Here is a 22,441-nt window from a genome sequence, read left to right as displayed (position 1 = left end):
ACGCCAGGGTTACAACTCTTTTTTAGTTATTTATCTCCATAGTTGAAGCAAACCTTGACACATATCAATCCCGTTCGGGTTGTCAGGTTTTGCGCGGCAGGACCGTCGGCAGCGATAAAAAAAGCGTCGGCGACCGGGGCCGACCGACGCGAGAAGGCTCAGTTTTTCACGGTATCTTCGAGGAAGAAGCGACCCAGCGGATTCTGATAGAAACCGCTAATATTTTTACGACTGACGTTGCGGTACGGGCTGTAATACAGATCGATCCAGTTCACGTCTGCCTTCGCCATTTTCTGCAGCTCGATATACATCTGCTCCCGCTTTTTACTGTCCATCTCCACACGTGCGGCGGCCACCAGCGCTTTGACCTGCTCGTTATGGTAGCGGGTCATATAGTTCATGTTGGCGTCATGCCCCAGCACAAAGGTGGTTTTCTGATCGGGGTCGAGGATATCGTTAGTCCAGTACATCACCGAAATATCGTAATCTCCGGCCACCAGCATATCCCAGCTCTGACTCGGGTCCACTTTTTGTAAATTGACCGTCACCCCAGCTTTCGCCAGCTGCTGCTGGAGTAAAATAGCGATTTGCTCATCCACTTCATCCCCGGCGTTCACCACATAGTTCAGCTTCAGGTCGGCGGCCCCCGCCGCTTTCAGCATCGCTTTGGCCTTTTGCGGATCGTATGGCCGACGGAGATTGTCCGCGTAGTGATAAAGCGCCCCGGCGGGAATGTAGGAGTTCGCCACCTGACCATAGCCAAAGGTCACGGTCTTGACGATAGCGTCTTTATCAATGGCAAAATCCAGCGCCTGGCGCACTTCCACTTTGCCCAGCGCGCCATGAGAATGGTTAATCAGCAGATGATCTTCGCGGGTTGACGGGTCAAGCTCCACCTTCAGGCTGGCGTCCTTTTGTAAGGATGCAATCCGCGAGAAAGGCACCGTCAACGCGGCATCCAGTTCGCCCGCCTGCACCTTCAGCATGCGGGTATTATCATCCGGAATGGTTAACCACTCCACGCCATCAAGACTGACGTTTTTCGCCTGCCAGAAGTTGGGATTCTTGACCAGCACGATTTTTTCGCCGCGCAGCCACTCCTTGACGCTAAACGCGCCGGATCCCACCGGTTTTTCGGCAAAAGCCTCCTCGCCTTCCGTTTTCATCGCCTGCTGCGAAATCACCGACGCATTCGGCAACGCCAGTTGCGATAAGAAAGGGGCTGAAGGCGATTTCAGCGTCACCACCAGGGTTCGCGGGTCCGTCGCTTGCGCCTGCGCAATAATGCTGTAGGAATCGCGCCACAGCGATCCCGCATCGTCGCGGATACGCAGCAGGCTAAAAGCCGCATCGCTGGCGGTCAACGGCGTCCCGTCCGAGAATTTAGTCTCGCGAATTTTAAAGGTATAGACCTTGCCATCCGCGGAGATAGTCCAGCTCTCCGCCACGCCCGGCTCCAGCTTCGTCCCCGTCTTATCCACCCGCACCAGCGGGTCGAAGACGTTGGAAAAGACCCAGTTATCGGCATTCTGCGCCGATTTTATCGGGTCAAACGTGGTGCTGTCCTCACGGCGACCGATGGTCAATACGCCCGCCGCCTGCGCCATTTCGCTGACCACGCTCAGCGCCAGAAAAACGCTCGCCGCCAGTAACTTAACATGTCTGTGCTTCATCAAAAGATCCCCCTGTAAAAGGAAAAACGGTCTCATTACCCGTGTGGTTGAGTACGCAGGCATATGCGCGATCGGCAATCTGCCGGGTTGGTGGTGGTGCGCCGGTGCGACACGGCACCTGCGCATAAGGGCAGCGCGGATGAAATGCACAGCCTTGTGGAACAGCGACGGGACTGGGCGGCTCGCCCCCCAACCCACTCTTCGGCAACGGCTTATCGGGGTCGATCTCCGGGATTGCCGCCACCAGCGCGGCGGTATACGGATGCAGCGGTCGGCTGAAAACCGCTTCCACCGGCCCTTCTTCCACGATACGCCCGAGATACATCACCGCGACGCGATCGCAGAGCCGACGCACAATCGCCAGGTCATGCGCGATAAACAGAATCGCCAGCCCCATCTTCTCCTGCAGATCCATCAGTAAATTGACGATCTGCCCCTGAATAGAGACATCCAGCGCCGCGACGCACTCATCGGCGACGATCAGCCGCGGTTCCATCGCCAGCGCTCGCGCTATACCGGCGCGCTGGCACTGGCCGCCGCTAAGCTGCGCCGGTTTGGCGCTGGCCTGCTGCGGACGCAGGCCGACTTGAGTGAGCAACTCCGCGACTCGCTGCGCGACCGCGCCGCCCGGCACCTTTTGATGAACCCGCAGCACCTCGGCGATGCTTTCCCCGATGGTCTGACGTGGGTTCAGTGAGCCAAAGGGGTCCTGAAAAATCATCGCGCTTTGCTGGCGCAGACGGGCGATATCGCTGGTTAAACCATGCGTAATTCGCTGACCATCGAAGCGCACCTCTCCGGCGGTCACCCGCTCAAGCTGTAACAGCACCCGACCCAGCGTGCTTTTACCGCTGCCGGATTCGCCGACCAGACCGAGCGTCTCGCCGGGATAAATTTGCAACGAAACCTGACTGACGGCATGCACCGCCCGTTTCGACAACCCGCATCCGCCGGAAAGCGGAAAGGTAACGGAAAGATTATCGGCCTCCAGCAACGGCCAATGAGTACGCACCATTATTCCTCCCGCCGGACGAGCGTCGGCAACATGTGATGACAAGCCGCCGCATGACTGTGGCTATCCTGCCCGTAAGCCAGCGACGGCTGGTGCAGGCAAGCCTCATCGGCGCGGTGGCAGCGTGGGTGAAAGCGGCAGCCTGACGGAAAATGGTCGGCGACCGGCGGCTGGCCGTCGATAGTCGTCAGCCTCCCCCGCCCGCCTTCGCTGACCGGCTGGCAGTCGATAAGCCCGCGGGTATAGGGATGCAGCGGCCCGGCCAGCACTTCGCGCTTACCGCCGACCTCACACAACCGGCCAGCGTACATCACCGCAATGCGGTCGCAGGTTTGCGCTACTACGCCGAGATCGTGGGTGATCATAATGACCGCCAGCCCCAGCTCGGCGCGCAGGTCGCTGAGCAGGCGCAGAATCTGCATCTGCACGGTCACGTCCAACGCCGTCGTGGGCTCATCGGCAATCAGCAGCGCGGGCTCCGGCGCGAGAGCGACGGCAATCATCGCCCGCTGGCGCATGCCGCCGGAGAATTCATGCGGATAGTTATTGAGCCGGTTTTGCGGGTCGGGGATCCCCACCTGCCGCAGCAATGCCAGCGCATCCTCCCGCGCCTGACGGCGGCTGGCGCCGAAATGGAGGCGGCGGCTTTCGGCAATCTGTTCGCCGATGGTCATCACCGGATTAAGATGGCTGGTTGGGTTCTGAAAAATCATGCCGACCTCCCGCCCGCGCACCGCCGACATGTGGTCGTCGCTCAAGGTCAGAATATCGCGCCCGTTCAGCACAACCTCGCCACCGGTAATCCGCAACCCGGCCCCCGGCAGCAGACGCATCAGCGCCCGACAGGTCACGGTTTTACCCGAACCGCTCTCGCCGACCAGCCCCAGCATCTCTCCGGCGTCGAGACTCAACGAAACGTTGTCCACCAGCGCCAGATCTGCGCCGCGCATGACCGTCAGATTGTTTACCTTCAGCAGAGTCATCCGCGCGCTCCTGATTTATCGCCCAGCCCGTCGGCCAGCAGGCTAAACCCCATCGCCAGCAGCACGATGGCCAGTCCGGGAAAGGTGGTTATCCACCATGCGGTGGTGATAAAACTCTGCCCCTCCGCAATCATGACGCCCCACTCGGCGGTAGGCGGTTGCACGCCAAGCCCCAGATAGCTCACCGAAGCCCCGTTAAGCAACACCAGCACGCAGTCGGACATCGAAAAAACAATCGCCCCGCTCAGCGCATTCGGCAGCAGATGACGAAATAAAATCCGCGGGTGCCCATAGCCGAGGCTGCGGGCCGCCAGGACAAAATCGCGCTGCTTTAAGGTCAGTACCTGAGCACGTATCAGCCGGGCGTAGGAAACCCAGCCCACCAGCGCCATAGCGATATAAAAGCTGCCCAGTCCCGGCCCGAGGACGGCGATGATCGCCAGCATCAGTACCAGAAACGGAAAGGCCAGCACGATATCAATGATGCGCATGATCAGCGCATCAACGGCGCCGCCGGCATAGCCAGAGAGCGCCCCCAGCGTGGTGCCGAGCATAAAAGGAAACAGCACCCCCAGCAGGCAGATCTGCAGATCCACCCTCGCCCCCCACAGCACGCGGGAAAAAATATCGCGGCCAAAGTTATCGGTGCCGAACGGATGCGCGCCGCCCGGCGGCAGCAGGCTGGAGGAGGCATCCTGGGCTATCGGATCGAACGGCGCTATCCACGGCGCCAGACAGGCGATGAGGAACCATAAACCGACAATCGCCAGCCCGAAATATAACGCCTGCTGGCGCGGGATGACCCGCTGACGCAGACGAGAAAAAGTCGCGATCGCTTTCATAGCTTTATCCTCGGGTCGAGAGCCACGGTCAACATATCCGCCAGCAGGCTGACCGCCACGGTGGCGAGGGCAAAGACCATCACCACCCCCTGGACCACCATGTAGTCGCGGCTAAAAATCGCCTTGATCAGCAGTTGGCCGAGGCCGGGGATGGCAAACACGCTTTCGATAACCACCGTACTGCCGATGAGCCAGCCGATATTCACCGCCAGCAGATTGATGGTCGGGACCAGCGAATTGGGTAGCACGTGCCGCCAGAAAATGCGTCTTTCCCGCTGTCCGCGCGCCCGCGCCGCCACCACATAGTCGCTACTCATCTCCATCAGCAGGCTGGCGCGCAGGTTACGAATCAATACCGCTGAGAGAGCCAGCGCCACGGTCAGACACGGCAGCGCCATATGGTGCAGCTGGTCAAAAAAATCACTGCCATAGCCGGAGACCGGAAACCAGCCCAGCGCGATGCTGAACAGCAGAATCAGCATAATGCCGAGCCAGAACGCCGGAAAACCCAGCCCGGCGGTGGTAAAGAGGCGGATCAGCCGATCGGCGAGACGTCCACGCTGGCGGGCGGCAATCGCGGCCAGCGGCACCGTCAGAACGATAGCCAACAGCACGCTGCCCAGCACCAGCCACAGCGTTGGCTCAAGTCGGGAAGCAATCAGCTTGAGGGTGTCGACCCGATAGACGATGGATTTTCCCAGCTCCCCCTGCAACAGATTGCGCAGGAAGTAGCCGTACTGCACCCACAGCGGTTCGTCGAGGCCAAACTGCGCGCGGATGCGCGCCAACGCCGCCGGGGTGCTCCGCGTCCCCAGCAGAATGCGCGCCGGATCGCCGGGGATCGCGCGCACCATCATGAAGGTAATCAGGCTGATGCCTAACAGAACCGGGATCAGTTGTAGCGGACGAAACAGCAGAAAGCGGTAGCGATGCATTAACGGCCTCCTGTATCGCGCTGGCGTGCCAGAAAGTCGAGCAGCACCGGGTAGTAAGCCTGCGGCTCTTCATAAAACGGCATATGGCTGCTGTTGGCAAAAATCGCGATTTCGGCATTCGCCAGCCCCTGCTTCATTTTCAGGGCGCAGGCGGGAGTAAGTTCATCATGCTGGCCGCTGGTGATCAGGCACGGCGCCCGGATTAAGCTCAGTTCGGCGCTGCGATCCCAGGCTTTTAAATTACCGGTATAGAGGAATTCGTTCGGCCCCTGCATGGTGATATACGGCGCCATATTCCAGTCCTCCAGCGAGCGTTTAACCGGTTCGGGCCAGACGTCAAGACGGCACACATGGCGATAATTCAGTAGGGTAATCGCCGCCTGATAGGCCGGATGATCCAGCCAGCCCAGCGCTTCATAGCGCTGCATCATGGCGACGGTTTCTGGCCCCAGCGCACCGCGCAGACGATTAAGCTCCTGCACCAGATGCGGCATATCGGCGACGGTATTTTCCAGAATCAGCGAGCGAATTGCGCCAGGATGGTGCAATGCCACTTCAATGGCCAGCCATCCGCCCCACGAGTGACCAAGCAGATGCACCTTGCCGAGCCCCAGCGCCTGACGAACGGTTTCCACCTCCCGCACGTAGCGCGCCATGGTCCAAAGGCTGGTGTCATCTGGCCGGTCCGATTTTCCGGTCCCCAGTTGGTCGAAGGCGATCACCCGATAGCCGTGCTGTTTCAGGCAGGAGTGGGCCTCGCGCAGATAGTCACAGGGTAGCCCCGGCCCGCCGTTGAGGCAGAGTACGCACTCATCGCCGTCGCCAAATTCCCAGGCCACGACGTTGTATCCGTCTACCGCAATGTTATGGCATCGATCGGCCGTTATTTCACTCCACATGGTCTATTCCTCGTCGTACAGGGCTGGCTACTGGCGTTGCGTTAACGCTAACGGCATCGCCGGAAGCTGAACAGTTAGCAAAAATACTAGTTTTACGCCGCGCCGGTACGGCATCGGAATTGCATACCTCACAGCGGGCGATTGACGGATTTGCACAAATCATGCCCGTAGCAGGTCTCGTTTTTATGTGAGGGGGGTTATATGCGACTGGAGTTTGAACGCCCCGGCGGCGCGCAGGCTGGCAGCCTGGATGAGGCATTCGGCGGGCTATTTCAGCAAACGCGAAAGCTGGGGTTTGACGCGGTTATTTACGACTACACCCCGGTCCCGCGCTCTCTGGAAGGGGAGCTGATTACGCCCTCGCTGCTCAAAACGTGCAATGTGCCGGAGGATATGCGTCAGCTATGGTGCGAACGCGGCTATTACCAGCTTGATCCGGTGCAGCATTGCGCGCTGGAGAGCTGCGCGCCCTTTATCTGGTCCTATCAGCGCCCGGACAGCAACATGCTGCGCGGCAGACTGGACCCGCATACGACCGCCGTCACCCACTATATGCGTGAACACAATATGCCCTGCGGCGCCACGGTTCCCCTGCATCTGCCTAACGGCGGTTTCGTCACCCTGACCGGTATTCACACCGATCAGCGTCAGGAGCCGGAAATCAGCGCCACTCTGGCGCAGCTGATGCTGCTTGCCCATCAGTTTCAGGAGACGGCTTTTCCGCTGTTCGACAGCACCATGCTGACCTGCCGCCACGTGAAATTAAGCAACCGCGAGCGCGAATGTCTGGCCTGGTCCGCCGAAGGACTCACCGCCAAAGAGATCGCCCGCAAGCTCCATCGCTCAGTGGCGACGGTGACGTTGCACCTGAATACCGCGGCGAAAAAACTGGGCGCCAGCAACCGCGTACAGGCGGTGGTTCGCGCCCTGCATTACCGCCTGCTCGACAGCCAATAACTAGCATTTTTACTAGTGTTCAGCTTCGCCGATGACCCTTTACCCTGAAAGCCGGTCCATTTAACAGGGTAAAGATCACTCATGTATACCATTCGCGAAGGCTATGCCCCGTTTCGGCAGTATCAAACCTGGTTTCGTATTTGCGGCAATATCGATAGCGGACTGACGCCGCTGGTCGTGGCCCACGGCGGGCCGGGGTGTACGCACGATTATGTCGATGCGTTCCGCGACATCGCGCTGAGCGGACGAGCGGTGATCCACTACGATCAGTTAGGCAACGGGCGCTCAACCCATCTCCCGCAGCAGCCTGCCGACTTCTGGCAGCCGGCGCTGTTTCTCGACGAGCTGGATAACCTGCTGCGACACCTCAATATTGCCGATAATTATGCCCTGCTCGGTCAATCGTGGGGAGGGATGCTGGGCGCGGAGCACGCGGTGACGCAGCCAAAAGGCTTAAAAGCGCTGGTTATCGCCAACTCCCCGGCCTCAATGGCGCTGTGGCTCCAGGGGGCGGCAGAGCTGCGGGCGCAGTTGCCCGCCGATATCCAGCAAACGCTGTTGCAGCACGAGGCCGCCGGGACGCTGGACAGCGCGGAATATAAGGCGGCAAGCCAGGTCTTTTATCAACGCCACGTCTGTCGGCTTGATCCCTGGCCGCCGGAAGTACGGCGCACCTTCGATGCGATGGACGCGGACCCGACGGTCTATCACGCGATGAACGGCCCCACCGAATTCCACGTTATCGGCAGCATGAAAGCGTGGACCATTATCGACCGTCTGCCGCAAATTGAGGTCCCGGTGCTGCTGATTTCCGGGCGTTACGATGAAGCCACGCCGGCAGTGGTACAGCCTTTTATGGACCACATTCCTGATGCCCGGTGGGTCATTTTCGAAGCCTCAAGCCATATGCCGCACGTGGAAGAGCGCGAACTGTGCATGAAGACGGTGAGCGACTTTCTGGCCCGTTCGACATCAATGCCGCCGGTTTAACCAACGGGTCACATCGCCAGCCCGCCGCCTCCGGCATAACTCTGCCTGCCGACGATTTTCATCACCTCGGCGCCAAAGGTGACAAAAGGCGCCCGACGGCTGGCGTAGATCAACCCTCCGGTCTGCGGGCGGACCGATTGAATCATATCGGTGAGCGGATCGATAATCTCAGCCACCACCTCATCGGCGCTGACCCACTCGCCGGGCTGTTTCAACGCTACGAAGATCCCGCTCGCCGGCGCGGTCACTATCTCTCCCGCCGCAAACGGCAGCATCAGCGTCTCCTGCTGCGGGACAGGCTGGACTTCGCCCGCCAGCACGCCGCGATATTGCAGATAACGGTACAGACGTTCAGCGTCCTCGCGGGCCAGCGCGTGATTCACATCCTGCTGACCGCGCAGCTCCACGGTCACCGCCATACAGCCAGGCTGGCCGTGCTGCCATTGCGGAGCGCGCGCCGCCAGGTGATGCCAGGGCAGCCCGCAGGCTTCATCAAACGAGTAACCGCCGCTCTCTTGCGACAGCAGTACCGTTTCAATACCTAAAAAGGCCGCCATCACCCCGGCCTCCGCCTGCCAGGCCGGATCGGCGTACAGATGCAAAATGGCCCGATCGTCACAGTGCAGATCCAGCACCACATCGGCATCACAGGCCAGGCTCAGCAGATGGTGGCGTAACGCCTGAACTTCACTGCGCTGCGGTTCGGCGGCCAGCGCCTCGCGCATCGCCGCGCGGACCTGCCGCAGGTACGCTTCGCGGGTCTGCGGGGCATCGGCGCCGAGATAGCGCTGCGCAAGGTGGGCGAGGTCGGGAAAATCGCGGTTGAAGTTGCGGCCGCTGGCGAGATCAAATCGTCCGATCCCGCCGTTGAGCACGACCTGCGCCAGCCCCGGCGGGTTAGCGACCGGCACGAGGATAATCTCACCGCGCAGCTCGGCGCGCCGTTCCGCCTGGTTAAGTAATCTTTTAAGATAATGCAGTACCAGCATGCCCGGGATTTCATCGGCGTGCAGCCCCGCCTGCAGATAGATTTTCTCTCCGCGGCCGGGTTCGCCAAAGTGAAAATGGGTTAATTGCCGCTGCCCACTCAGCGCATGTTCGGGTAAGGTATAGTGTTTAATTTTCATTGGACGTCCTATCTGTGGAAAAGAAAGCCCGGCTCGACCGTATCGATCATAAGATCCTTGAAATCCTGCGCCGGGATGGCCGCATTTCTTATCAAAAGCTCTCGGAGCAGGTAAACCTCACCGCCCGTCCCTGCCTGGAACGCGTACGTGGCCTTGAGCGCGACGGCATTATCCGCGGCTACAGCGCGGTGATTGAACTCCCGGAACCGGAACATGCTTTCGTGGTGCAGGCGCAAATTGCGCTGGCCGACCATGGCCGCTCACAGCCGGTCTTTGAGCAGGAGATGCGCCAGACGCCGGAGGTGCTCGACTGCTGGCTGGTCAGCGGCAGCTTTGACTTTCTGGTGCGTATCGGCTGTCGCAGCATGGCGCACTACTGCCAGCTGGCCGACGGCTGGCTGACCAGCAAAAAATTTCGCATCGATAAAATCGTCACCCTGACGGAACTACAGTCCATCAAACGCTCCTGATCAGGGGCGCTTGATAAACGCCAGCCAACGTCGTTCCGCCCGCGAAAAGACGAAAATCAGCAAAAAGGTGCACACTAAATAGAGCGCGGCGGCCATCAGGAACGGGATAAACGGCGAGTAGGTGATGGCATAGAAAGCGCGCGCCACGCCGGTGATATCCAGCAACGTCACGGTACTGGCCAGCGAAGTGGCGTGGAGCAAAAACACCATCTCATTGTTCAGCGCCGGAATCCCCCGCCGCAGCGTAGCGGGCAGCACCAGTCGGCGAATAATCTGCCACTTAGTCATACCATAGGCTTCCCCGGCCACCCACTCCTGGCGCGGAAACGTCGCCATCATCCCCGCCAGCAATTCCGCGACGTAGGCCGCGGTGTTCAGCACCAGCGCCAGGGTGGCACAGAAGGTGGCGTCGCGGAACAGCAGCCAGAACGGCCGATCGTTTTGCCAGCCCAGCTGGACAATATCGAACTGAGACAGCCCGTAATAGATAAGCATCAGCTGCAGATAAAGCGGCGTGCTGCGGAAAAACCAGGTAAAGCCGCGGACGGGCCAGGCCAGCAGGCGCGGACCGTAGACCTGGCCTATCGCCAGCAGCACCGCCAGCACCATTCCGGGCGCCAGGGAGAGCAAAAACAGCTCCGCCGTCATCGCCAGCCCGCTCGTCGAACCGTTGCCATCGCTCCACAAATAGCCCGGTACCGCCTCGATAAAGGTCTGCAGATTCATTGCGCCGCCCCCGCCGTTGACGAACGCAGCGCGTAGCGCTTCGCCAGACGGCTAAACAGCCAGCTGGACAAGGCGGTGATAACCATGTAAATCAGCGAGACTAGGAAGTAGAACAAAAAGGGTTTTTGCGTGGCGCGCCCGGCCTGTTCCGCCAGCCACACCATATCTTCTAAACCGAGAATGGAGACCAGCGCCGACGCTTTCATCAGTCCCAGCCAGTTATTATTGATGCCCGGAATGGCAAAGCTCAGCATCTGCGGCAGCATGATGCGCCGGAAGACCAGCCACGGCCGCATGCCGTAGGCTTCAGCCGCTTCGGTTTGTCCGCGATCGACGGTGAGAAACGCGCCGCGAAACGTCTCGGTGTAATAGGCGCCAAACACGAAGCCAATCGCCAGCACGCCGGAAATAAAGGTATTAAAACGCACCGGCCCAACTCCAGCCAGCGACAGCAGGGCGTTGACCAGCATCTCGCCACCAAAAAACAGCAGCAGCATAATCACCAGCTCCGGGATGCCGCGCACCAGCGTGGTATAACCGGTGGAAAACCACCGCAGCCAGCGCGGTCCGAACAGCTTAATCAGCGCGTTCACCAGCCCCAGCAGCAGCGCCACCAGCAGCGAGACCAGCATCACGCACAGCGACACCCCCGCGCCGCGTAACAGTAGCGGTAAATAATCTGCAACCATATTCTGTCTTCCACCCGTGGCGTAAAGGGGCGCCGGTCGCCGACCACGCCCTCCCCTTTACGGCTTAATTGCCGTAGATATCGAAGCTAAAGTACTTTTTCTCAATCGCGGCGTAGGTGCCGTCGGCGCGGATTTGCTTGATGGCTCCGTTGAGAGCGTCACGCAATGCCGGATTGTCTTTATTGACCGCAATGCCGACGTCAGACGAAATGCTGCCGTCGCTGATGACCGGACCGGCGAAGGCGAATTTTTGTCCGCGCGGCGTGTCGACAAAGCTGGTCGCCGCCTGGATATTGTCCTGTAAGGAGGCATCGATACGCCCGGAGAGCAGATCCAGATAGACGTTGTCCTGGTTGGCGTAGCCCACGATCTTCACGCCGTGACCGGCCCAGTGGCTTCTGGCGTAAGCTTCATGCGTCGAGCCGGTTTGTACGCCGACGGTCTTGCCCTTGAGGCTGGCGGCATCCGGCAGCAGCGGGCTCCCCTTGCGCGCCACCAGTTGCGCCGCGCTGCGATAGTAGCGGTCGGTGAAATCCACTTCCTTCTTCCGCTCGTCGGTAATATTCAGCGAAGCAATAATTGCATCAAATTTATGTGCGTTCAGCGCGGCGATCATGCTCTCAAACGGTTGCTTGACGAAAACGCACTTCGCTTTCAGCTGCGTACAGAGCGCGTTGGCAATATCAATGTCAAAGCCGGTTATTTCGCCGCTGGGCGCCAGCACGTCAAAGGGCGGATAGCCGCCGTCAACGCCGAAGCTGATGGTGTCGAACTGCTGAGCGGCCAGCGGCGCGCTCAGGGCCATACAAGCCAGTAAAGCGGCAATACCTGTTTTCATATCTGTGACCCCTGATGTCAGCGACGTGGCTAAAAACGCAGTGAAAGGCAGGTCAGGCCGCCATCCATTTTCTTAAATTCGCTGGTGTCGAGCTGCACAACCGGCATCCCCAGCTTGCTGATTTCGCCCAGGGTGTAAGGGTACCCCTGAGGCGTAATTAAGGTGTCGTTGATCCATAACGTATTCCCGGCATACGACTCTTCTTGCGGGATAACGATGGTATTGAACCCGCTAAACGCCGGGTGATTGACGTAGTCTTCCGTTAGCAGCAGCGTATTGCGTCCGACATAGTTGACGATCGACTTCAGGTGCAGCCCGGCGCTCACTTCAATGGAGGTCACCTGATAGCCATGCGGTTCAACGGCGGCCGCAAACTCGCGGATCCCCTGTTCATCGGTACGCGCGGTCTGACCAACAAAAAACTGCTTACCCACCAGCAGCACGTCGCCGCCGTCCAGATGACCGCGCTCGCTCATATGCGCCAGCGAACGAAAACCGGCCAGCACCGGCGCTATCGAGGCCACTTCCCCCTGGCGACTCGGCGCGCCGGGATGGGTGATGACCGCCAGTTCCGGCATGACGACCGCGGTATCTTCAACAAAATGGGCATCCGGATAATCCGCTGCCGCAGGCAAGACCGTCACTTTCAGGCCGAGCTGCAGCAAGGTGTGCACATAGGCGAGAAACTGACGTGTAGTGTCGGCAATATCCGGCGCGCCGAGCCGGGCGGTGGTTTGTCCGGCGGCACAGGTTGCGGCCGGCAGGCGGGCTATAGCCTGGGTAAAATGCATAGAGAACCCTCAGGTGACGAATGATCGTTGTTGTTCCCGCCAGGCTGGTAAAGCCACGGGTTTTCTTGATTATCAAACAGATGTTGTCACCAGTCCGGCTGAATAGCCGGCCACGGCGGTCAATTTACGCTGTATATTGCCGGGGAAACGACGCATTCCGCTGTCGGATAACGGTCTCTTGCCGCAGGCTAATCCCGTACGCCAGGTGCCGGGTCGGAGGGAGGGACGGAAAGGAGCAGCGCGGTGAGTTTGTCGATGGGCATCGACCGGTAAAAATACCATCCCTGAATTAACGCATTTTCATCGAAGGATTTGACGAACTCAAAATCAATTTTACTTTCCACGCCTTCGAAAACGATCTGCTTATTCAGCCCGTAGACGACATCAAGAATCGAGGTCAGGATGGCTCGTTTATACTCATTTTTAAGGCCGTTGACGAAAAACTTATCCAGTTTTATCTCATCATAAAACACTTCGGTTAACCACTGCAGGTTTGAAGATCCGGTGCCGAAATCATCGAGGGCGATGCGCAATCCGCGGCTCTTCGCCTGTAATGAAAAGTCCGCGATTTTTTTATAGTATTCGCCGCTTCTTTCGGTTATCTCAATTTTAATCTTCTGGGGTCGAATGCCGTTACGTTGCAAAATGTGCAGAAGATTATCTAAAAACAGCGGGTCGTTAATTTCATATTTGCCGATATTTATCGCGAGGGTAAACTGCGCGTCGGCGTGCAGAATGGTTTTCAACTCGCTGGTGGCCTTCTCCATCACCAGCTTAGAAATATCGGGGTATACATTCAGCTGTTCCGCCATTGAAATAAACAGTTCCGGGGAGACCTGGCCAAAGACCGGATCATACCAGCGAACCAGCGCCTCGACGCCGACCACCCGTTCGTTTTTAGCGCGCACCAACGGCTGATACTCCATATAAATACGCTGCTTAACAATCGCTTTTTTTAAGCGATACTCCAGCGACCGCCGTTCGCTGAGATAGCTCAGAATCGAATAGAAGAACGCGGCACCGAGAATAAAAGCCGTCCCGGTAATGAGCGCGATAAGGAGCGGAGAGAGTGAGAAAAACCCTTTTTTTCGCTGCGTCAGATGGCTGCAAATATCGTATTTACTGCTGCATAGGTTAACGCTTATCGACGGCTTGGCCACGGATTTCACATCATTCAGAAAAATGTGATCGCCATTGAAACTGGTTAACGAAAAATTAAAGTCCTGGTGGCGTCGGGCAAAGGCGCTAAAGGCAAATGTCGAGGTAAAGGAAACAATATTACCCTGGCGGCTCATATCCATAATCACACCGTACGGGAGATAATTCTCTACGCCTTTGTAAACGCTATATCCATTTGCTACGACATATTTCTCGGCGGGCATCGGCAGCGGTTTATCCAGCATCCCCCAGTTGGCGGTGCAGGCCAGCTTATCGTTCTCCACGATGCCAATATCTTCCACGCTGGCATACTTCCAGATGACCTCCCGCAAGGCGGCGATCGCCTGCTTGTTACAACCATCAAGATGCCGCCGCTGCGCATGATGAATAGCAGACGTGATTTGCGTGGTCACATCTTCGGCATGCGTGAGGAGTTCCTGGCTCAGCGTCTCAAGCTGAACGCGCTGGTTGTTTAACATCACCACATTGGTCAGCAAAACGGAAACGAGCACGCTCACACCGCCGCCCGCCAGCAGCCATTTCGTCTTCTGGATAAGTTTCATCGTCTCTCCGCAATCCCTGGTGGATACCGGTTTGCGTTGCAAATCCTGACACCCGACGTACCCGCCCCTGCAGTACAGACCTATCGTGTTGATAATAAGGGCGTCGGAGCGGTTATACCAGAAATGAAAAGCCGCTCCATCCAGGCCGGGCTGCGAGAAAACGCGCGGACAGCGACGAACACCTGACCCGACGCCCCGTTTTTTTAGCCTAACCGGCTCATCGAAAAGCATTTTATCCAGACATATCTCAACAGTCTTTTCATAATTCCTCCATTTTTGCGGGGCGTTTGGTCACTAAACTAGTATCATTTCGCGAAACGTTTCAGGATGAGATAGCAAATACATGAAAGGCAGCCATACACTCCGTTGGGGCACCGCGCTGGCGGTCATCGTCATTGCTGGTGCCGGGTACTGGTTCTGGCAAAGTCGTGAAGCGACCAACGCTACGCCTGCGGCGGCGAATGACTCCCCGCGGCAGACGCCAGGCGGTCGCCACGGTCGCTTCGGTGCGGCCCTCGCGCCGGTCCAGGCAGCGACGGCCACCAGCGAGTCGGTGCCTCGCTATCTCAGCGGCCTCGGTACGGTGACGGCGGCCAATACGGTGACCGTCCGTAGCCGGGTGGCTGGGCAACTGCTGGCTATCCACTTCCAGGAGGGCCAGCAGGTCAAAGCGGGCGATCTGCTCGCCGAAATCGACCCCAGCCAGTTTAAAGTCGCGCTGGCCCAGGCCGAGGGCCAGCTGGCGAAAGACAAAGCCACGCTCGCCAACGCCCGACGCGATCTCGCCCGCTATCAACAACTGGTGAAGAGCAACCTGGTTTCACGCCAGGAGCTGGATACCCAGCAGTCGCTGGTTAGCGAAACGGAAGGCACCCTCAAAGCCGACGAAGCCGCCGTCGCCAGCGCCCAGCTGCAGTTGAACTGGAGCCGTATCACCGCGCCGATTGATGGCCGCGTGGGCTTAAAACAGGTGGATATCGGCAATCAGATTTTAAGTGCCGATACCACCGGCATCGTGGTGCTCACCCAAACCCATCCGATCGATGTGGTCTTCACGCTGCCGGAAAATGATATCGCCACGGTGGTGCAGGCGCAGAAAGCCGGGAAACCGCTACAGGTTGAGGCCTGGGATCGGACCAATAAACAAAAAATCAGCGAAGGGTCCCTGCTGAGTCTGGATAACCAGATTGACGCCACCACCGGCACCATCAAACTGAAAGCGCGCTTTAGCAACCAGGACGACGCCCTGTTCCCGAATCAGTTCGTTAACGCCCGTATGCTGGTGGACACGGAACAGAACGCCGTCGTCATCCCCACCGCCGCGCTGCAAATGGGCAATGAAGGCCACTTCGTCTGGGTACTGAACGACGAGAACAAAGTCAGCAAACACACCGTCACGCCGGGTATTCAGGACAGTCTGAAAGTGGTGATTAACGCCGGGCTGTCGGCGGGTGACCGGGTGGTCACTGACGGTATCGACCGTCTGACCGAAGGGGCGAAAGTGGAAGTGGTGGAGCCGCGCAGCGCGCAGGCCGCGCCGGTAAAAGCCACCAGCCGTGAATACGGCCAAAAAGGAGCGCGCTCCTGATGCAGGTCTTACCCCCGAGCAGTACGGGCGGCCCTTCCCGACTGTTTATTCTGCGCCCGGTCGCCACCACGCTGCTGATGGTGGCGATTATGCTGGCGGGGATCATCGGCTATCGATTCCTGCCGGTTTCCGCCTTGCCGGAAGTGGATTATCCGACCATCCAGGTGGTCACCCTCTATCCCGGCGCCAGCCCGGACGTCGTCACCTCGGCGATTACCGCGCCGCTGGAACGCCAGTTTGGTCAGATGTCCGGCCTGAAGCAGATGTCGTCGCAAAGTTCCGGCGGCGCCTCGGTGGTCACGCTCCAGTTCCAGCTGACCCTGCCGCTGGACGTGGCCGAACAGGAGGTGCAGGCCGCGATCAACGCCGCCAGCAACCTGCTGCCGTCCGACCTGCCGAACCCGCCGGTGTACAGTAAAGTCAACCCGGCCGATCCGCCGATCATGACCCTCGCGGTCACCTCTTCCGCCATTCCGATGACCCAAGTGGAAGATATGGTAGAGACCCGCGTGGCGCAGAAAATTTCCCAGGTTTCCGGCGTCGGGCTGGTGACTCTCGCGGGCGGCCAACGCCCGGCGGTGCGCGTGAAGCTCAATGCGCAGGCCATCGCTGCGCTGGGGTTGACCAGCGAAACCATTCGCACCGCCATCACCAGCGCCAACGTCAACTCGGCAAAAGGCAGCCTTGACGGCCCTTCCCGCGCTGTGACCCTCTCCGCCAACGACCAGATGCAGTCGGCGGAAGATTATCGCCGCCTGATAGTCGCCTGGCAGAACGGCGCGCCGATTCGTCTCGGCGATGTCGCCACCATCGAGCAAGGGGCGGAAAACAGCTGGCTCGGCGCGTGGGCGAACAACCAGCAGGCGATCGTCATGAACGTTCAACGCCAGCCGGGTGCGAACATCATCGCCACCGCCGACAGCGTGCGTCAGATGCTGCCGCAGCTGACGGAAAGCCTGCCGAAATCGGTCAAGGTGCAGGTCCTTTCCGACCGCACCACCAACATCCGCGCGTCGGTGAGCGATACCCAGTTTGAGCTGATGCTGGCGATTGCGCTGGTAGTGATGATCATTTACCTGTTCCTGCGCAACGTCCCGGCGACCATTATCCCCGGCGTCGCCGTGCCGCTGTCGCTGGTGGGCACCTTCGCGGTCATGGTGTTCCTCGACTTTTCGATCAACAACCTGACGCTGATGGCGCTCACCATCGCCACCGGTTTCGTCGTCGATGATGCTATCGTGGTTATCGAAAACATCTCGCGCTATATCGAAAAAGGCGAAAAGCCGCTCGCCGCCGCGCTGAAGGGCGCCGGAGAAATCGGCTTTACCATCATCTCGCTGACCTTCTCGCTGATTGCGGTGCTGATCCCGCTGCTGTTTATGGGCGATATCGTCGGCCGGCTGTTCCGCGAGTTCGCCATCACCCTGGCGGTGGCGATATTGATCTCCGCCGTCGTCTCGCTGACGCTAACGCCAATGATGTGCGCGCGGATGCTCAGCCACGAGTCGCTGCGTAAGCAAAACCGCTTCTCGCGGGCCAGCGAGCGCTTCTTCGAGCGGGTCATCGCCGCGTATGGTCGGATGCTTAGCCGGGTACTGAATCACCCGTGGCTGACCCTGAGCGTGGCCTTAGGCACGCTGGTGCTGTCAATCATGCTGTGGGTCTTCATTCCGAAAGGCTTCTTCCCGATTCAGGACAACGGCATTATTCAGGGGACGTTACAGGCTCCGCAGTCCGCTTCGTTTGCCAATATGGCGCAGCGCCAGGAGCAGGTTTCCGCCGCGATCCTCAAAGACCCGGCCGTCGAGAGTCTGACCTCCCACATCGGGGTGGACGGCACCAACACGGCGCTGAACAGCGCCCGCCTGCAGATTAACCTCAAACCGCTGGATCAACGCGCCGACCGCGTGCAGACCGTGATTACCCGCCTGCAAAAAGCGGCGGACGGGATCCCCGGCGTCGAGCTCTACCTTCAGCCAACGCAGGATCTGACTATCGATACCACCGTCAGCCGGACCCAGTATCAGTTCACCCTGCAGGCGAACTCGCTGGATGCCCTCAGTCACTGGGTGCCGCAGCTGCTGGCGCGTCTCCAGGCGCTTCCGCAGCTCTCCGACGTCAGCAGCGACTGGCAGGATCAGGGCCTCGCCGCTTATATCAAAGTCGATCGCGACAGCGCCAGCCGTCTCGGCATCAGCATGGCCGACGTCGATAACGCGCTGTATAACGCCTTCGGCCAGCGGCTGATCTCGACTATCTACACTCAGGCCAATCAGTATCGCGTGGTGCTGGAGCATGACACCCGCGCGACGCCGGGACTGGCGGCGCTGGACAACATTCGCCTGACCAGCAGCGGGGGCGGCATCGTGCCGCTGAAGTCCATCGCCAGCGTCGAGCAGCGCTTCGCGCCGCTGTCGATTAACCATCTCGATCAGTTCCCGGTGACCACCATTTCGTTCAACGTCCCGGATAACTACTCGCTGGGCGATGCGGTCGACGCCATCCTCGCCGCCGAACAGGCGCTGGATTTGCCGACCGATATCCGCACCCAGTTCCAGGGCAGCACCCTCGCCTTCCAGTCGGCGCTCGGCAACACCGTCTGGCTGGTGGTGGCGGCGGTCGTGGCGATGTATATCGTGCTCGGCGTGCTGTATGAAAGCTTTATTCACCCGATTACCATTCTCTCGACCTTACCAACCGCCGGCGTCGGCGCGCTGCTGGCGCTGTGGCTGGCGGGCAGCGAGCTGGACGTGATCGCCATTATCGGGATTATCCTGCTGATCGGTATCGTCAAGAAGAACGCCATCATGATGATCGACTTTGCGCTGGCCGCCGAACGCGAACAGGGCATGCCGCCGCGTGAGGCGATTTATCAGGCCTGTCTGCTGCGTTTTCGCCCGATTCTGATGACCACACTCGCCGCCCTGCTCGGCGCGCTGCCGCTGATGCTGAGCACCGGCGTCGGCGCCGAGCTTCGCCGTCCTCTCGGTATCGGGATGGTGGGCGGCCTGATGCTAAGCCAGGTGCTGACGCTGTTCACCACCCCGGTTATCTATCTGCTCTTCGACCGCCTGGCGCTGTATATCAAAAGCCGTTTCCCGCGACATGAGGAGGAGGCGTAAATGAAGTTTTTCGCGCTCTTCATTTACCGCCCGGTGGCGACGATTCTGATTTCGCTCGCCATCACCCTGTGCGGGGTGCTCGGTTTCCGCCTGCTGCCGGTGGCCCCGCTGCCGCAGGTGGATTTTCCGGTGATCATGATCAGCGCCTCGCTGCCCGGCGCGTCGCCGGAAACCATGGCCTCGTCGGTGGCGACACCGCTTGAGCGCTCCCTCGGGCGGATCGCCGGCGTGTCGGAAATGACCTCCACCAGCTCGCTGGGCAGCACGCGCATCATTATGGAGTTTAATTTCGACCGCGACATCAACGGCGCCGCCCGCGATGTGCAAGCGGCGATCAACGCCGCGCAAAGCCTGCTGCCGAGCGGCATGCCGGGCCGCCCGACCTATCGCAAGGCCAACCCCTCCGACGCGCCGATCATGATCCTGACGCTCACCTCGGATACCTACTCGCAGGGCGAGCTGTACGATTTTGCCTCGACTCAGCTGGCGCAAACCCTCTCCCAGATTGACGGCGTCGGCGACGTCGACGTGGGCGGCAGCTCGCTGCCTGCGGTACGCGTCGACCTCAACCCGCAGGCGCTGTTTAACCAGGGCGTTTCGCTGGACGCCGTGCGCACCGCTATCGATAACGCCAACGTGCGTAAACCGCAGGGCGCGCTGGAGGACCACAGCTCGCGCTGGCAGATACACACTAACGATGAGCTCAAAACCGCCGCGCAATACCAGCCGCTGATCGTGCACTACCGCAACGGTGCGGCGGTACGCCTTGGCGACGTCGCGCGGATCAGCGATTCGGTGCAGGATGTGCGCAACGCCGGGATGACCAACGCCAAACCGGCCATTTTGCTGATGATCCGCAAGCTGCCGGAAGCCAATATTATCCAGACGGTGGACAGCATTCGCGCCCGCCTGCCGGAGCTGCAAAAAACCATTCCGGCGGCGATCGACCTGCAAATCGCCCAGGACCGCTCGCCGACCATCCGCGCCTCGCTGGAGGAAGTCGAGCGGACGCTGGTTATCTCGGTGGCGCTGGTGATCCTCGTGGTGTTCCTGTTTCTGCGCTCCGGGCGGGCGACGCTGATCCCGGCGGTGGCCGTTCCGGTTTCGCTGATTGGCACCTTCGCGGCGATGTATCTCTGCGATTTCAGCCTCAACAACCTGTCGCTGATGGCCCTGACCATCGCCACTGGCTTCGTGGTCGACGACGCTATCGTGGTGCTGGAGAATATCTCCCGCCATCTTGAGGCCGGGATGAAGCCGCTACAGGCGGCGCTGCAGGGGAGCCGTGAAGTCGGTTTCACCGTGCTGTCGATGAGTCTCTCGCTGGTGGCGGTCTTTTTACCGCTGCTGCTGATGGGCGGCCTGCCAGGGCGATTGTTACGCGAATTCGCCGTCACCTTATCGGTGGCGATCGGCATTTCGCTGGCGGTCTCCCTGACCCTGACGCCGATGATGTGCGGCTGGCTGCTGAAGCGCGGCAAACCCCACGAGCCGACGCGCAAGCGCGGGTTTGGCCGCCTGCTGATCGCCGTGCAGGGCGGCTACGGTAAATCGCTGAAGTGGGTCCTCAGGCACAGCCGCGTGACCGGTCTGGTGCTGCTGGGAACCATGGCGCTCAGCGTCTGGCTCTATATCTCAATTCCAAAAACCTTCTTCCCGGAGCAGGATACCGGCGTGCTGATGGGCGGCATTCAGGCTGACCAGAGCATCTCCTTCCAGGCAATGCGCGGCAAACTGCAGGACTTTATGCAGATCATTCGTGAAGATCCGGCGGTGGATAACGTCACCGGCTTTACCGGCGGCTCACGGGTCAACAGCGGGATGATGTTTATCACCCTCAAACCTCGCGACCAGCGACATGAAACGGCGCAGCAGATTATCGACCGGCTGCGTCAAAAACTGGCGAAAGAGCCGGGCGCCAACCTGTTCCTGATGGCGGTGCAGGATATTCGCGTCGGCGGCCGTCAGGCCAACGCCAGCTATCAGTACACCCTGTTATCCGACGATCTTTCGGCGCTGCGCGAATGGGAGCCGAAAATTCGTAAAGCGCTGGCCGCGCTGCCGGAGCTGGCGGACGTCAACTCTGACCAGCAGGATAACGGCTCTGAGATGGATCTCATCTACGACCGCGATACCCTGTCGCGCCTCGGGATCAGCGTCAAGGATGCCAACAATCTGCTGAATAACGCCTTCGGCCAGCGGCAGATCTCGACGATTTACCAGCCGCTGAACCAGTATAAAGTGGTGATGGAGGTCGATCCGGTGTATACCCAGGACGTCAGCGCGCTGGATAAGATGTTTGTGATCAACAGCGCAGGCAAGCCGATCCCGCTCGCCAATTTCGCCAAATGGCAACCGGCCAACGCGCCGCTGTCGGTCAACCACCAGGGGCTGTCGGCGGCATCGACGATCTCCTTTAACCTGCCGACCGGTCAATCGCTGTCGGAAGCCAGCGACGCCATCAACCGCGCGATGACTCAGCTTGGGGTGCCTTCCAGCGTGCGCGGCTCCTATGCCGGTACCGCGCAGGTCTTCCAGCAGACCATGAATTCGCAGGTCATTTTGATTCTGGCCGCCATTGCGACGGTCTATATCGTGCTCGGGGTGCTGTACGAAAGCTATGTCCATCCGCTGACCATTCTCTCCACCCTCCCCTCGGCAGGCGTGGGCGCGCTGCTGGCGCTGGAGCTCTTTGGCGCGCCGTTTAGCCTGATTGCGCTTATCGGCATCATGCTATTAATTGGTATAGTGAAGAAAAACGCCATCATGATGGTCGACTTTGCCCTCGAGGCGCAGCGTAACGGCAATCTGCCGCCGGAGGAGGCAATCTTCCAGGCCTGCCTGCTGCGTTTTCGCCCGATTATGATGACCACCCTCGCGGCGCTGTTTGGCGCGCTGCCGCTGGTGCTCTCGGGCGGCGACGGTTCGGAACCGCGTCAGCCGCTGGGGATAACCATTGTCGGCGGACTGGTGATGAGTCAGCTGCTGACCCTCTACACCACGCCGGTGGTCTATCTGTTCTTTGACCGTCTGCGGTTGCGTTTTTCGCGAAAAGTCAGCCAACCGGTAAGCGAATAA

General features: G+C 59.7%; 18 protein-coding genes. 6 read left to right on the top strand and 12 right to left on the bottom strand.

Annotated features, from left to right (window positions below; all coding sequences use genetic code 11):
• Nucleotides 1-158 precede the first annotated feature (158 nt).
• From Electrica_RS08145 to Electrica_RS08120, 6 genes are read right to left on the bottom strand one after another with little or no spacing between them, the layout of a single operon-like run.
• Nucleotides 159-1,673 carry an ABC transporter substrate-binding protein gene (locus tag Electrica_RS08145; RefSeq protein WP_131048112.1) on the bottom strand — a complete coding sequence of 505 codons (1,515 nt, stop codon included), beginning with the start codon at nt 1,671-1,673 and terminating at the stop codon, nt 159-161.
• Nucleotides 1,654-2,688 (bottom strand): ABC transporter ATP-binding protein, encoded by a 1,035-nt coding sequence (locus tag Electrica_RS08140; RefSeq protein WP_141964233.1) that lies wholly within the window; start codon nt 2,686-2,688, stop codon nt 1,654-1,656. The genes Electrica_RS08145 and Electrica_RS08140 overlap by 20 nt, the downstream gene beginning before the upstream one ends.
• A complete protein-coding gene (locus Electrica_RS08135; RefSeq protein WP_100685233.1) occupies nt 2,688-3,668 on the bottom strand; it encodes an ABC transporter ATP-binding protein in 981 nt (326 codons plus the stop codon). Before Electrica_RS08135 ends, Electrica_RS08140 begins: the two co-directional genes overlap by 1 nt.
• On the bottom strand, nt 3,665-4,510 hold the full coding sequence (locus Electrica_RS08130; RefSeq protein ID WP_131048113.1) for an ABC transporter permease: 846 nt from the start codon (nt 4,508-4,510) through the stop codon (nt 3,665-3,667). Before Electrica_RS08130 ends, Electrica_RS08135 begins: the two co-directional genes overlap by 4 nt.
• Entirely contained in the window at nt 4,507-5,445 is a 939-nt protein-coding gene (locus Electrica_RS08125; RefSeq protein WP_100685235.1) for an ABC transporter permease, read from the bottom strand. The genes Electrica_RS08130 and Electrica_RS08125 overlap by 4 nt, the downstream gene beginning before the upstream one ends.
• On the bottom strand, nt 5,445-6,344 hold the full coding sequence (locus Electrica_RS08120) for a proline iminopeptidase-family hydrolase (protein ID WP_131048114.1): 900 nt from the start codon (nt 6,342-6,344) through the stop codon (nt 5,445-5,447). The genes Electrica_RS08125 and Electrica_RS08120 overlap by 1 nt, the downstream gene beginning before the upstream one ends.
• A 201-nt stretch (nt 6,345-6,545) precedes the next feature.
• Between Electrica_RS08120 and Electrica_RS08115 the strand changes: the two genes are divergently transcribed.
• Complete coding sequence (locus Electrica_RS08115; protein ID WP_141964232.1) at nt 6,546-7,301, top strand: helix-turn-helix transcriptional regulator; 756 nt, start codon at nt 6,546-6,548, stop codon at nt 7,299-7,301.
• Between the two features lie 81 nt (nt 7,302-7,382).
• Complete coding sequence (locus Electrica_RS08110) at nt 7,383-8,291, top strand: proline iminopeptidase-family hydrolase (protein ID WP_131048116.1); 909 nt, start codon at nt 7,383-7,385, stop codon at nt 8,289-8,291.
• 8 nt (nt 8,292-8,299) lie between these two features.
• On the opposite strand, the gene Electrica_RS08105 is transcribed toward Electrica_RS08110, so the two are convergent.
• Complete coding sequence (locus Electrica_RS08105) at nt 8,300-9,418, bottom strand: succinylglutamate desuccinylase/aspartoacylase family protein (protein WP_141964231.1); 1,119 nt, start codon at nt 9,416-9,418, stop codon at nt 8,300-8,302.
• A gap of 14 nt (nt 9,419-9,432) precedes the next feature.
• Between Electrica_RS08105 and Electrica_RS08100 the strand changes: the two genes are divergently transcribed.
• Entirely contained in the window at nt 9,433-9,888 is a 456-nt protein-coding gene (locus Electrica_RS08100) for an Lrp/AsnC family transcriptional regulator (RefSeq protein ID WP_100685240.1), read from the top strand.
• Here Electrica_RS08100 and Electrica_RS08095 read toward each other — a convergent pair whose 3' ends face one another.
• From Electrica_RS08095 to Electrica_RS08075, 5 genes are all read right to left on the bottom strand, one after another.
• Entirely contained in the window at nt 9,889-10,614 is a 726-nt protein-coding gene (locus tag Electrica_RS08095; protein WP_100685241.1) for an ABC transporter permease, read from the bottom strand. It abuts the gene before it with no gap.
• Nucleotides 10,611-11,303, bottom strand: coding sequence for an ABC transporter permease (locus Electrica_RS08090; protein WP_141964230.1), 693 nt, complete (start codon nt 11,301-11,303; stop codon nt 10,611-10,613). Before Electrica_RS08090 ends, Electrica_RS08095 begins: the two co-directional genes overlap by 4 nt.
• Nucleotides 11,304-11,367: 64 nt before the next feature.
• Complete coding sequence (locus Electrica_RS08085; protein WP_131048119.1) at nt 11,368-12,141, bottom strand: ABC transporter substrate-binding protein; 774 nt, start codon at nt 12,139-12,141, stop codon at nt 11,368-11,370.
• A gap of 29 nt (nt 12,142-12,170) precedes the next feature.
• The gene (locus Electrica_RS08080; RefSeq protein WP_131048120.1) at nt 12,171-12,932 is read right to left on the bottom strand and encodes a dimethylarginine dimethylaminohydrolase family protein; all 762 of its coding nucleotides are present in this window, start codon (nt 12,930-12,932) and stop codon (nt 12,171-12,173) included.
• A 188-nt stretch (nt 12,933-13,120) separates the two neighbouring features.
• The gene (locus Electrica_RS08075) at nt 13,121-14,653 is read right to left on the bottom strand and encodes an EAL domain-containing protein (protein WP_167686225.1); all 1,533 of its coding nucleotides are present in this window, start codon (nt 14,651-14,653) and stop codon (nt 13,121-13,123) included.
• 343 nt (nt 14,654-14,996) lie between these two features.
• On the opposite strand from Electrica_RS08075, the gene Electrica_RS08070 reads away from it, so the two are divergent.
• Genes Electrica_RS08070 through mdtC form a run of 3 tightly spaced genes read left to right on the top strand, consistent with a single transcriptional unit; the run spans nt 14,997 to nt 22,441 of the window.
• Nucleotides 14,997-16,241 (top strand): MdtA/MuxA family multidrug efflux RND transporter periplasmic adaptor subunit, encoded by a 1,245-nt coding sequence (locus Electrica_RS08070; RefSeq protein ID WP_141964228.1) that lies wholly within the window; start codon nt 14,997-14,999, stop codon nt 16,239-16,241.
• Nucleotides 16,241-19,363 (top strand): MdtB/MuxB family multidrug efflux RND transporter permease subunit, encoded by a 3,123-nt coding sequence (locus Electrica_RS08065; protein WP_141964227.1) that lies wholly within the window; start codon nt 16,241-16,243, stop codon nt 19,361-19,363. The genes Electrica_RS08070 and Electrica_RS08065 overlap by 1 nt, the downstream gene beginning before the upstream one ends.
• The gene (gene mdtC, locus Electrica_RS08060; RefSeq protein WP_141964226.1) at nt 19,364-22,441 is read left to right on the top strand and encodes a multidrug efflux RND transporter permease subunit MdtC; all 3,078 of its coding nucleotides are present in this window, start codon (nt 19,364-19,366) and stop codon (nt 22,439-22,441) included.

It is taken from the genome of Klebsiella electrica, assembly GCF_006711645.1.
Taxonomy (GTDB): Bacteria; Pseudomonadota; Gammaproteobacteria; order Enterobacterales; family Enterobacteriaceae; genus Klebsiella; species Klebsiella electrica.
Note: the sequence above shows the minus strand (reverse complement) of the source record. Positions and strands in the feature narration are given on the sequence as shown.